The sequence below is a fragment of the Acinetobacter sp. NIPH 298 genome, from assembly GCF_000369505.1.
Lineage (GTDB): Bacteria > Pseudomonadota > Gammaproteobacteria > Pseudomonadales > Moraxellaceae > Acinetobacter.
In genome coordinates, this window is record NZ_KB850055.1 from 2,205,441 (window position 1) to 2,217,954 (window position 12,514).

Here is a 12,514-nt window from a genome sequence, read left to right on the forward strand (position 1 = left end):
TGGTTTCAATGATGAAAGCTGTTCGATATGTTTAGCATAATTTCTTTCATTGATTTGCACAATCATCTTCATGTTCGAATTGTAATAACTTAATCGTCGTTCAGATTAAAGCTGCTGTTTAATCACACAATTGTGCCCAAAGAACCGCATGAATAAAAATAAAGCAAAATAAACATCTTAGCGCACAAAAAAAGGACAAAAAATTGTCCTTTTTTCATCATTTTGCTGTGAATATAAACAGTTGAAATCATTTTGTTTATTTTAACAACATGTTATCCCCTTGCTTATCAACACGGTTATCCACCTAGTTATAAACAAAGTTATCCACACCCTGTGTTAAAAAAATACTAAACTTCTTTCGCACCAACTTTAGCCAACTCTGCACGCATTTGATCAATCACTGTTTTATAGTCTGGTTGACCAAAAATCGCTGAACCCGCCACAAACATATCTGCACCTGCTTCTGCGATTTCTCGGATGTTGGCTGGACCTACACCACCATCAACTTCTAAACGAATATCACGACCACTCGCATCAATCATTTTACGAGCTTGGCGTAGCTTTTCCAGAGTCGTTGGGATGAACTTTTGTCCGCCAAAACCCGGATTTACGCTCATAATAAGAACTTGATCAACTTTATCTAATACATAATCTAAATAATGTAACGGCGTTGCAGGATTAAACACCAAACCTGCTTTCGCACCGCCCGATTTGATCAATTGTAAAGAACGATCAATATGATGGGATGCTTCAGGATGAAAGGTAATAATGTCTGCGCCTGCATCAAGGAAATCACCAATCATACGGTCAACAGGCGACACCATTAAATGCACATCAATCGGTGCTTTGATACCGTATTTTTTTAATGCGGTACAAATATGTGCCCCAAAAGTCAGATTCGGTACATAGTGGTTATCCATCACATCAAAATGTACAACGTCTGCACCCGCAGCTAAAACCTTTTCTACATCTTCACCTAAACGTGCAAAATCAGCAGATAAAATCGAAGGAGCAATTAAATACGGCTTGGACATAGATGACCTGGCAAAAACTAAGAAAATGATGGGTGAAGTATAACAAATTTACCGTAACTCCGCCTGTTACAAAGTCATCAATACAGCATTGCAAAGTTGCAACAGCACGTTGCAGGAATGCTATTTTCAAATAAAATCAAATTTGCTAAGTTGAAAATCAAGCCACAACAAGACTTAGAGAAATGAATAGCACTACACAAATTACAACCATCGAAGGAAAACGTATTAGCAAACGTTTAGTAAATCACTGGAAACATAAGTTTGAAGTGGCTGAAACGGAAACGCATTCAAAAATCTTTATGCCGACTGCAACCGTAACATTAACACCTCAACAACAACATTTAGACGTCCTTATTGAAAACCAACAAGAAGATGTCGAACGTTTAGAACAAGTGGTGATTGATCATTTAAATCGCATGGCACAGCAAGAATTTACTGCTGAATGGCAACGTAGTTAAAAAGAAGCTCCATTTGAGCTTCTTTTAGATTAATCGCCTACTTTTTCGAGTTGAATCGCATGAAACTGTAAGTGATCATCCATAAAACTTTGGATAAAGTAATATCCGTGATCATAGCCTTGGTGCAAACGCAAGGTAATCGGTTGGCTTGCATCTAAACACGCTTGCTTGAACGCTTCGGGATTGAGTTGGCTATAAAACTGATCATCTATACCTTGATCAATTAATATTTCCTCAAACAACTTCCCTTTGTGCTGAACCAAAGCGGTTGCATCATGTGCCAACCAAACTTGTCGATCATCACCTAAATATTGGCTAAATGCCTTTTCACCCCAAGGACAAATACTTGGCGCACAAATTGGGGCAAATGCAGAAACCGATTTAAATTGTTCAGGATATTTAAATGCCAAGGTCAATGCACCGTGACCACCCATTGAATGCCCAAAAATCCCGACTTGGTTTTCAATAATTGGAAACGCATGCAACACCTGTGCATACAGCTCATCAACCAGATAAGATTCCATTTGATAGTGCGCTGCCCAAGGTTGTTGCGTCGCATTCAGATAAAATCCGGCACCCTGCCCGATATCCCAATGATCACCTTGTGCAACATCTTCGCCTCGAGGCGAAGTATCCGGCGTAATTAAAATCAGACTGAGTCGAGCAGCCATACGTTGTGCATGGGCTTTGATCGCAAAAGTGTCTTCCGTACACGTCAAACCTGCAAGATAAAATAAAGCTGAACATGCTTTGCCCTCTAAAGCCGCAGGCGGTAGATAAACCCCGACTTTAGTTAAGCCCTTAAGATGTTGAGACTCAATTTGATAAACACGTTGCTCACCCTCAAAACAACGATTTTTTTGTAGTAGCTGCATGTTCATTATCCTGTGTTTTTGTAGTATCAGTTGTTGCCATATTCTGCGTTGGGAATAAATACGGCTCCAATTGCGGTAGCATGAGTTCCATATTTCTACCAATCGACCACTGTGGCTCAGAAGGCTCAACCCCTTGTGCAACTTCCCATTTGGTTACCGTTTGCTTTGCTTGATCAAAAGCCGCTTTCATCGAATGTTGTTCGCGCATGGCTAAATCAAAAAAAGCACGACCAAAATAAGTATAGTCCGCTTCACTATTACAACCAAACGAGGTCTTATCTGCCGCAGAAGCCGTAATAATTAAGGTATCTGGCGATTGTAGTGCTGGAACAAAACTGCCTGAATAACATGCTGAAATGACGATTACACGCCAGCGAATCCCTGATTTATCAAGTGTCTCACGTAACCATTTCGGATCAATTTGTCCCAAATCTAAAGGCGCATTTTCAAGCTCAAAATGATTACGCTCACCATGTGAGGTCATGTAAAGAAATAAAACGTCACTATCACGATTCATTTGCTGACCAATACGGCGCAAAGTCAATTCAATGCTGGTTTTAGATGCAATCGGGATATCTAAACGTGTTGCAGGATTATTGACCAGCATAATAGAGCGACCAAAAGTGCCAAAACGGGTATCAAATTGTTCTTTTATTCGCTCAATTTCAGACTTAAATACATCCGCATAACTGTCTCCAGCCACACCAAAAAAATACCAATGGCTATTGGCAATATCGCTGTATTGAATTTGATCTAACGCATTATTTAATAAATGGCTTTGGGCATAGAAGGCGTCTTCTGCAAAAGTGGCTGGTCTTTCTTCAACTTTCCAAATCGGTTGATCTTTTACCGATAACTGCCAAACCACCAAAGTTGCAATGGTCGCCACGAAGACCAAAGCACGTTCCCACCATGGCCAATTCAACGCACGAGAAAAAACCCAAATCACAGCCAAACTTTGCCAAACAAAAAGTCCTGCAAATAATGGCGGCAACAAACCGTTATAAATGCTATCGGGAATAAAATTGAGATAACCATTGGAACCAAGATATTGGACCAAACACTGTAAAAGCAGGATATTGGTATCAAGCACTAACCACAGTAATGCAGGAACGAGCATCAAGCGTGGTTGGTTCATCCGTTGTGATAGAAAAATACCGACAATTAGGGCAATAAAAGGCCAAAGTGCATAACCAATCAAACCTTGAGAGTTAAAGTCTCCAACCTGCCCCGCCACCAACCAACTATAAAGTGAGTTGGTACAAGCGCCCAAAATCCCCCACAAAATCAGCTGCGTGATCGATGGGTGAACCACTTGTAAAGATCGACGCGACCCTAGAAACAACCACATTCCAGCAATTTGGTTACTTTTAAAATCATGCCAGATATTTATCGATGGTTTGAGGTCTATCATAAAATTCTTCGGGATTAAACTCAAAATATGCCAATCTTTTACAGAATGAATTTCATTTTTTAAAAAGATGCGGTGCGAAATGCTAGTGTATGCTGGAGCAGATTTTTTTAGCAATTATGCTTTGGCACTATATCACAAATCTTTACTGAGCATTGACCGAAGCCACACAATCATTTGAATCTATTTTAAAATTAATCTTTTGAAAAATAAGCATCAAAACGACAAGCATCACCTAACCACTGATGATCAGCAACTTGCTCAGCGAGAAAAACAGCATGCCGTGGACGCTTCACAATCACGCGTTTTGCCACTTGCTTAGCCAAAGCAAGCAGTTGATCGCCTAAATCCATTTCACCATGCTCAGGTAACAACAAGTGCAATAATTGCATTTGTTTCTTCACTTGGGCTTGCTTTTTGATTGCTTGATGATTTTGATCACGTTGAGGAAACATGGGATCTAAATACACCACATCAACGGACTGATCTTGTTGTTTAAGCTGTTCTAAATAAACCGCTGAATCAGCAAAAACTAATTGTATGCGCGACATCGTTAGCTGTAAAAATGGATCTTGCTGTGCTTGAACTTTCGCATCTTCTAATAAACAAAATAGAATCGGATTCCGTTCGACCAAATCAACCTGTGCACCTAAATGCGCCATCAGTAAACTGTCATGCCCCAAACCCGCGGTTGCATCAACCAAATTCGGTTTCTCAGCCAATTGACATGCGCGAGCGAGCATTTCCGACTTAAGGCTGGCACGCTTTAAGCGTGGAATCTCTGCCTGCCAATCAGGTCGCATTTTCATGCCGTTGGCACATAACCACAAACCTGATGCATCAACGCATAAAGCAAGTTCAGGGTTCAAACGCAAAAATCGAGCATTTAATTGCTCGATCAGACAAAGCTCGACCACCACCCCACGTAAAGAAAGCACAGTTTGATAGTGCTGTGCTTTCTCGACTTCTGAGCTTTCAAAAAATAAGCGAAACTCGCCTACCATAATTTCCAACCAGTAAAGAAAAGTAATAAAATGAGTAAACCCGATGCAATTCGATACCACGCAAAAACCATAAAATCACGCTTAGCCACATAAGCAACCAATGCACGAATCAAGAGTAAAGCCGATATAAACGAAACAATCAGGCCAACCGCAAGTACGATCCAATCATCGAAACCATCAAGTACATGATAACTCTGATACAAGTCCAATAGGCCCGCACCAATAATCACAGGGATGCCGAGGAAAAAGGAAAATTCGGTTGCTGCTTTACGCGATACGCCTAAATACATTGCGCCGATAATGGTTGCACCTGAACGCGATGTCCCGGGAATCAAAGCCAACACCTGAATTAAACCAATCCAGATGGCTTGCTTAAAGGTAATATTTTCAACTTCTGCGGCATTGATTCGAGGTGGATTTTTCTCCACCCAAATAATGATTAAGCCACCAATAATCAAACCTAAAGCAACCACAAGATCATTAAAGAGCACTTCTTTAATCACTTGTCCAAAGGTTAACCCGACCAAGACAATTGGGATCGAAGCAAAAATGAGACTAAAGCCCAAACGGCGCCCTTTTTCTTCGCCAGTAACCATACCAGTTGCAGCATTCCACAAGCGTGACCAATACTCATAGATCACGGCAGCAATCGCACCGATCTGAATCAAGACGACAAAAACAGCACTTTTTTCAGGTGTCCAAAAGTCCATTAATTCCGATGCCAAAATCAAGTGACCTGTACTTGAAATCGGTAAGAACTCGGTAATACCTTCAACAATACCCATGATCGCTGCTTTAAGCAGCAGTAACAAATCCATACCTAACCCGCTTTACCTTGTTCTGGAATCTTTTTCCACGCATCATCACGCAAATAAACAGGCAATGCATATGCTGCATCCACCCATTTTTGTTCTGCTGCATAAACCTTCGCAATACTTGCAATATCTTGTGCTGTCGCCACAATTGCTTGTGAGTGTGTCTGTTCTGCCTCAATCAACGCTGAACCTGAACCCACCGCAATATATCTGCAATAGGTTGAGGCGTGCTCATAACGCAATAATTTTTCATCATCGACCGCCTGCATGACACCCTGCTCATCCAAGCTAAAATTCGCGATATAGACTTCTTGCATTCGCGCATCTAACACAGCAGTTACTTGAGTTAAACCATGCAAACGATATGCGGCTTGTGCCAACGCTTGTAAACTGGAAACAGGAATGACGGGCAGATCATGTGACCAAGCCAATGCTTGCGCAACCGCAGCATTAATCCGTACACCACTAAATGAACCCGGTCCCCGACTAAAGGCAATTGCAGTCAAATCTTTAAGTTGATTTTGTGTTTGTAATAAAGCTTGTTCAATTAAAGGTAAAATCGTTTGTGTTTGTGCTTTTGCACGCCCATCTAATTGAAAATAGAGCTCTTGAGTCGCATCAATTAATGATACGGAACACTGCTCATTGGCAGTTTCCAATGCAAGCAACTTCATGCAAAAACCTTAGGCGAAGTATGATGAAAAACGAGCGATATCATACCCCACTCCATTCTGATATTCGAGTTGTTCTCTATTTTGATACAAAAAAGCCAAACTTCTGTTTGGCACATTTTACTTTGGATTAAAACACGCCTAAAAATGAAACTCTTCTAATGCTAAAAAATGCTTATAGTGTTCCGCATAATGCAAAGCACTCCAACGCAAGCGCTCAACATCCTGCTCATCAATCATCTTTACCACTTTGCCAGGTGAACCCATCACCACAGAATTATCAGGAATCACTTTACCCTCAGGGATCAAGGCATTTGCGCCAATAATACAATTTTTACCAATCACCGCCCGATTCAGAATCACAGCATTCATCCCAATCAAGGAATTATCACCAATGCTACAACCATGTAACATGGCTTTATGACCCACAGTGACATATTCACCAATATTGAGTTCAATCCCAGCATCGGTATGTACCACAGCATTTTCCTGAATATTGGAAAAATTACCAATACGAATAACACAATTATCTGCGCGGACTACAGCACCAAACCAGATACTCACTTGGCGACCAAACTCCACTTGACCAATAACCGTCGCGGTTGGTGCAACCCAGCCATCCCAAGGTTCATGCAATGCTTTCGGACTCAATCCTTGATACGTATACATCATGAGAAAATACTTCTTTAAAAAATTAAAACTTAGACAGACCAAAATTAGGTGGATTGACTAGAAAAGGCCAGTTTTTTTTATGCCCTAAACCATATTGGAACAAAGAAACCAACATTCTCGCTGTTAAGCCCCAAACCACCTCACTCTCAACCTGCATACTTGGAAAATATAATGACTGACGCGCTAAACGAACTTCATACGGCAAAGGTGGGGCATCGATCAGCGCTTGAAGCTCAGCAAAAAAAATCCGATCAATTTCAGAAGGCTGTGCAATTAAATCAACTTGCGCAGGAATCAATCCCACAATTGGCTTAACCAACAGACCACTACGCGCACGTTGGATCGGCAAATCACCTATCAGCTTCACATCAAATGGATTTAATGCAGTTTCTTCTTGGGCCTCACGTAAAGCAACCACAATATTACTGGTATCACTCGGATCACGTTTCCCACCCGGAAATGAAACCTCACCCGCATGTTGGGATAAATGGATCGAACGGCGCGTCAGCAACACTTTAGGTTGAGCCTCTTGCGTAATCGCAATTAAAACAGCCGCATCCGCCTGTTGGATTCGTTTGGAAAAACGCAACCGTTGTTGTAAAAGTTGTATTAACGATGGTTCTTCCATATGACTCATCTCTTTTTCGCATTTTCTTTATTATGCATCATAGCTGAAATTTGAACAGCAAATATAGAGTTGATGCGCAGTCATAAAAATTCAGTTATGCTGAGCTATCTCTATCGCTGATGATAATTATGAGCTTTTGCGTTGCGTGTGGGCATCAAACCGAACAAAAAATTCCAGTAGGTGATCATAAATCACGACTTGTTTGTACCCATTGCGGTCACATTCACTATGAAAATCCTAAAGTGATTTGTGGTGCATTGGCCATTTGGGAAAATAAGGTTTTACTTTGTCGTCGTGCAATTGAACCACGCTACGGGCTATGGACATTACCCGCAGGCTATATGGAATTATTCGAGACCATCGAGCAAGGCGCAGCGAGAGAAACCCGTGAAGAAGCTGAAGCAGAAGTTGAAATTGAACAACTCTACTGCACCTACAATATCCCACGTATTGGTCAAATCTATGTGCTATTTAAAGCGATATTACAACAAGGTGTGTTTGGTGCAGGTGAAGAAAGTTTAGAATGCCGATTGTTTGAAGAACATGAGATCCCTTGGAACGAACTTGCTTTTCCTAGTGTGGAACAAACATTAAGGCACTATTTTGCTGACCGTAAAAGCGGTGTCTTTCCACCTCATTTAGAAACATTAGGCACACGCTTAGACCATACCGGTTAAAATAAAAAAAAGACCGCTAATCGCGGTCTTTTAGATCACTAAAGTCTAAGACTTGGTTTTAATGGCTTTACATGCAGGTATGTTTTGATCTGCGATTTTTATGCTGACTACACCAGTCCAACGTTTCGCCAATTCACGTTCCTCTGCTGTAGGTGCAACATATTTGTCTTTATCCTTATCAAGTCGATCGTACAATCCAACATATGCAGCCTGATAAAATGCATACTGATTTGAGGCTTTGTTGCACAAACCTATCTGTAAAGGGTTTTTCAGCGATATAATTTTCAAATGAAGAAGCCTGCACACAAAATCTACCGCACAACCAATTGGCCCGCATATAACCGAGCACTCATGAGTCGCGGAAATATTGCCATTTGGTTTGATCCTGCTACGCAATGGTATGCTCCGTCCATCGGTAAACAAGGGCGAAATCAAACCTACTCCGACGCAGCCATCCAATGCTGCTTAATGATTAAATCCTTATTCCGTCTGTCTTTACGTATGGTCACTGGCTTTGTGCAAAGTCTGATTAAACTTTGCGGATTAAATTGGATAGCTCCAGATTACACCACGCTTTGTAGAAGACAAAAGCATATTGATATTGTAATCAGCTACCAAAAAAGTAGCGATGGGCTGCATCTACTCATGGACTCTACAGGCATGAAGTTTCTAGGTGAGGGCGAATGGAAACGCAAGAAACATGGACCTGAATATCGTCGCCAATGGCGTAAACTTCATATTGGTATAGATGCTAAAACCCTACAAATACGAGCAGTTCAGCTTACAACCAATAATGTCAGTGATTCACAGGTGCTTGGTGATTTACTTAATCAGATTCCACAAGATGAGCAGATTAACTCTGTTTATACCGATGGAGCTTATGACACCAAGCAATGCCGTCAGGTCATTGCAGATCGGCAAGCGCATGCGGTGATTCCACCTAGAAAAAATGCGAAACCATGGAAAGATACAAAGAGTAGCTCGCTAGAGCGAAATGAATTACTTCGAACAATTAAACGTTTAGGCAGGACACTATGGAAAAAATGGTCAGGCTATCATCGGCGAAGTTTGGTTGAAACTAAGATGCATTGCATCAAATTATTAGGAGATAAACTCAGTGCAAGGAGTTTTGATAGCCAAGTCAATGAGATCCATGCACGTGTGGCAGTCCTTAACAGATTTACGGAATTAGGTCGACCACTTACCCAAGTTACGCCTTAAATTTGGCTCAATTAGGGGCGCTTTGCATTTCAAATCTTTGTGCAACAAAGCCACTCTAAACTGTCCACTGTTGTTTTTTATTAAATGACAACCTGAACTTCCAATCCTTGAGTAGTTCGCTTAGCAACTACTAAATTACTCGTTTGTTATTTTATGTTCAACTACTGTTAAATGTTTTTTAGTAACAACCCGATAAACGGCGCGCCTCAAGGCGTTCAGCCCCAGAACAAACAAAGATAAATAAACATTTAAAAAATATAGTTATTTATAAAAATCAATCACTCGAATTTTGATCCTAATGGTCAAAAACAAGACCCTTTGTCTACTTTCAATAAAGTAACCATAAAATGTAAGCAAAATTTTTCTTTCCTCTCTCTGTATCAATAACACTAACCTCAATTTCCCAAGCTTTTTTGATCATACAATTAAAATACCTGTCTATTTTTTATTCTAAATCAATATAAAATATCACGTGCTTTTTTTGATTGTAGTACAATCCTCTTTTCCAAATGTAGATGAATATATTTTCATTTTATGTCTTATTTTAAACAAAAGCTTAATACAGAACCTACATCTGCATTTGACCTCCTCTCCCAACTTTATGATTTGACGGGTTTGGTCTATTTGCATGACCAAAATTTCCCTGTCATTGCTTTTTTACCTAAAAAGTTTCTAGTATTTCAACAGTCCATACTTCAACAGTTTCATCAAACTACATTCAATCAATATCAATTACACCCAAAAGCAACAACCGTTACCGAGTTCTCAAACTTTGATCAAACCACTCCAAGCGCTCAGCAAAATGTTGTATTTGATGGTGGATATATTGGTTTTTTCAGCTATGACTACAGTGCCAATCAGCATGTCAATATTTCCAGCCACCCTCAACCCAGTTTTTTCTTAGGTCAATACTCAACTTTTTTGAGATTTCAGGACAATGCTTGGTATTTTCATAGCCGTGAAGAAAATGCTCAGGCTATTTATGCATTTATATCTGATCTCATAGCTCAACCAACATCCAAGAACCTGTCCGCACTTACTTTACTTGAAGCATCCCACCCTCGCTGGTCAAAACAACAATACTTAAATGCATTCCAACACGTTCAGGAATATATTAAAGCAGGAGATTGTTATCAAATTAATCTCACCCAAGAGTTCAAAGCGACTGCTCAAGGTTCATTATTAAATTCTGCACAAGCATTATGGCAGCTCACACACGCACCTTATGCAGGCTATCTAAAAATTAATGATTTTGAATTACTCAGTTGTTCTCCTGAGTTATTTATTGAATTCCAAAATAATCGAAAAATAAAAACCCGCCCCATCAAAGGAACCATGCCACGTTTTAATGACCCTCAACAGGATCAGCGATCTAAAGAAAAACTCAGTCGCTCGGAAAAAGACCAAGCTGAGAATGTCATGATCGTTGATTTATTACGAAATGATTTAAGTGTTTACGCTGAGACAGGTTCGGTCACAACCACCAAACTATTTGAAATCGAAAGTTTCAATCAAGTGCATCACATGGTCAGTGAAATTACCGCGACCTTGAAAGAAGAAATCAATCCTATGCAAATGTTATTGTCTGCCCTACCTGGTGGTTCAATTACAGGGGCACCTAAAATTCGTGCCATGCAAATTATTGAGGAACTAGAAGGTGCGCCGCGTGGTGCTTATTGCGGAAGTTTAGGATATTTTAATTTTGATGGGACGGGTCGATGGAATATTTTGATTCGCAGTATTCAAAAATATCAAACCGAATTATCCATGTGGGCAGGCGGTGGTATCACCATCGCTTCTGATGCTGAAGCTGAATATCAAGAATGTTTTGATAAAATTTCTGCCATGCTCAATTTACTCAACACATGGCAGAAAACAGATCTCTAAATCAAAAATAGATTTATAAAATATGCGTTTTTAGCGTATCCACTAAACGCTTATTTTGTTCATCTGTACCAATCGTGATACGCAAGAATTGGTTAATCCTAGGTTTATTGAAATAACGGATCAAAATCCCATGATCACGTAGTTGTTGCATCAATTGAGCCGCATCATGTTTTGGATGCGTGGCAAAAATGAAATTGGCTTTTGATGGCAATACTTGAAAACCTAAAGCCTTTAACTCGCTGATCAACTTTTCACGACTGTCTATGACTTTTTTACATTGCGCCTCAAAGTAAGCCTGATCCTCAAAGGAAGCAACAGCGGCTGCAATGGCAAAACGATCCATCGGATAAGAATTAAAGCTATTTTTTACTGCTTCAAGTGCAGCAATCAAATGACTTTGTGCAATGGCAAACCCGACACGTAAACCCGCCAATGAACGTGATTTTGAGGTTGTTTGGCAGACCACTAAGTTTTCATATTTATCAACCAATTGAACAGCAGTTTCAGCACCAAAGTCGACATAAGCCTCATCGATCACAACCACTCGATTAGGATTTGCTTGTAAAACCTGTTCGATTTGATCCAGACCCAAAGCAATACTGGTTGGTGCATTTGGATTGGTAATAATCACCCCACCATTCGCTTGCTTATAATCTGCAACATCTATTTCAAAATTTTCATTCAATGGAATTTGCTGGGTGTGAATGCCAAAGAACTGACTATAAACAGGATAAAAACTATAAGTTATATCTGGATAAAGCACAGCTTGTTTCTGAATAAAAAATGCTTTAAAAATATGTGCTAAAACTTCATCTGAACCATTTCCCACAAAGACTTGTGCAATCTCAACATTTTGCTGTTTGGCAATCGCTTGCTTCAAGGCTGTTGCATCAGGGTCAGGATATAGGCGCAATGCATCGGCTTGATTTACCAAAACAGCTTGGACCGCCGCCTCAACTCTCGGTGATGGCGGATATGGATTTTCATTGGTATTGAGCTTTAATAAGTTCTGAATTTTGGGTTGCTCACCCGGAATATACGGTTCCAATTCACGAACTTCAGGACTCCAAAAGCGCATTTGTTCTGTTGTGATATTCGACATTTTATTTTCTCTTTTAACCCTCACCTAAGCTCTTGAAGAGGAATATTCAAACTTATTCC

13 protein-coding genes and 1 pseudogene are annotated in these 12,514 nt (G+C 40.2%); 4 read left to right on the forward strand and 10 right to left on the reverse strand.

Translation table 11 applies throughout. The annotated features are described in order from the left end of the window. Window positions 1–347: 347 nt before the first annotated feature. Entirely contained in the window at window positions 348–1,034 is a 687-nt protein-coding gene (gene rpe, locus F903_RS15165; protein WP_005198356.1) for a ribulose-phosphate 3-epimerase, read from the reverse strand. A gap of 182 nt (window positions 1,035–1,216) precedes the next feature. Here rpe and F903_RS15170 point away from each other — a divergent pair, with 182 nt between their 5' ends. Continuing rightward, the gene (locus F903_RS15170) at window positions 1,217–1,492 is read left to right on the forward strand and encodes a DUF2218 domain-containing protein (protein ID WP_004669822.1); all 276 of its coding nucleotides are present in this window, start codon (window positions 1,217–1,219) and stop codon (window positions 1,490–1,492) included. Between the two features lie 29 nt (window positions 1,493–1,521). Here the strand turns inward: F903_RS15170 and fghA are convergent, their stop codons facing one another. From fghA to F903_RS15205, 7 genes are all read right to left on the reverse strand, one after another. Beyond that, the gene (gene fghA, locus F903_RS15175) at window positions 1,522–2,367 is read right to left on the reverse strand and encodes an S-formylglutathione hydrolase (RefSeq protein WP_005198357.1); all 846 of its coding nucleotides are present in this window, start codon (window positions 2,365–2,367) and stop codon (window positions 1,522–1,524) included. Continuing rightward, window positions 2,336–3,781, reverse strand: a complete 1,446-nt coding sequence (locus F903_RS15180) for a C13 family peptidase (protein WP_005198358.1) — start codon at window positions 3,779–3,781, stop codon at window positions 2,336–2,338. Before F903_RS15180 ends, fghA begins: the two co-directional genes overlap by 32 nt. Before the next feature lie 191 nt (window positions 3,782–3,972). Beyond that, window positions 3,973–4,782, reverse strand: coding sequence for a class I SAM-dependent methyltransferase (locus F903_RS15185; RefSeq protein ID WP_005198359.1), 810 nt, complete (start codon window positions 4,780–4,782; stop codon window positions 3,973–3,975). Continuing rightward, window positions 4,776–5,600, reverse strand: coding sequence for an undecaprenyl-diphosphate phosphatase (locus F903_RS15190; protein WP_005198361.1), 825 nt, complete (start codon window positions 5,598–5,600; stop codon window positions 4,776–4,778). The genes F903_RS15185 and F903_RS15190 overlap by 7 nt, the downstream gene beginning before the upstream one ends. Before the next feature lie 2 nt (window positions 5,601–5,602). Next, a complete protein-coding gene (gene tsaB / locus F903_RS15195; protein WP_005198362.1) occupies window positions 5,603–6,271 on the reverse strand; it encodes a tRNA (adenosine(37)-N6)-threonylcarbamoyltransferase complex dimerization subunit type 1 TsaB in 669 nt (222 codons plus the stop codon). Between the two features lie 138 nt (window positions 6,272–6,409). Next, window positions 6,410–6,937 carry a gamma carbonic anhydrase family protein gene (locus tag F903_RS15200; protein ID WP_171065305.1) on the reverse strand — a complete coding sequence of 176 codons (528 nt, stop codon included), beginning with the start codon at window positions 6,935–6,937 and terminating at the stop codon, window positions 6,410–6,412. Window positions 6,938–6,962: 25 nt separating this feature from the next. Next, window positions 6,963–7,577 carry a CoA pyrophosphatase gene (locus F903_RS15205; protein ID WP_171063418.1) on the reverse strand — a complete coding sequence of 205 codons (615 nt, stop codon included), beginning with the start codon at window positions 7,575–7,577 and terminating at the stop codon, window positions 6,963–6,965. Window positions 7,578–7,696: 119 nt separating this feature from the next. Here F903_RS15205 and F903_RS15210 point away from each other — a divergent pair, with 119 nt between their 5' ends. Then, window positions 7,697–8,245, forward strand: a complete 549-nt coding sequence (locus F903_RS15210; protein ID WP_005198364.1) for an NUDIX hydrolase — start codon at window positions 7,697–7,699, stop codon at window positions 8,243–8,245. A gap of 45 nt (window positions 8,246–8,290) precedes the next feature. Here the strand turns inward: F903_RS15210 and F903_RS15215 are convergent. Continuing rightward, window positions 8,291–8,479 (reverse strand): annotated as a pseudogene (locus F903_RS15215) (hypothetical protein); the annotation flags it as partial. Between the two features lie 54 nt (window positions 8,480–8,533). On the opposite strand from F903_RS15215, the gene F903_RS15220 reads away from it, so the two are divergent. Both F903_RS15220 and pabB read left to right on the forward strand, forming a co-directional pair. Continuing rightward, window positions 8,534–9,466, forward strand: a complete 933-nt coding sequence (locus F903_RS15220) for an IS5-like element ISAba12 family transposase (RefSeq protein ID WP_051064200.1) — start codon at window positions 8,534–8,536, stop codon at window positions 9,464–9,466. 534 nt (window positions 9,467–10,000) lie between these two features. Beyond that, a complete protein-coding gene (gene pabB, locus F903_RS15225) occupies window positions 10,001–11,353 on the forward strand; it encodes an aminodeoxychorismate synthase component I (RefSeq protein WP_005198366.1) in 1,353 nt (450 codons plus the stop codon). Between the two features lie 13 nt (window positions 11,354–11,366). Here pabB and hisC read toward each other — a convergent pair whose 3' ends face one another. Continuing rightward, window positions 11,367–12,455: a histidinol-phosphate transaminase gene (gene hisC / locus F903_RS15230; protein WP_005198367.1), complete on the reverse strand. Its 1,089-nt coding sequence runs from the start codon at window positions 12,453–12,455 to the stop codon at window positions 11,367–11,369. Window positions 12,456–12,514 lie beyond the last annotated feature (59 nt).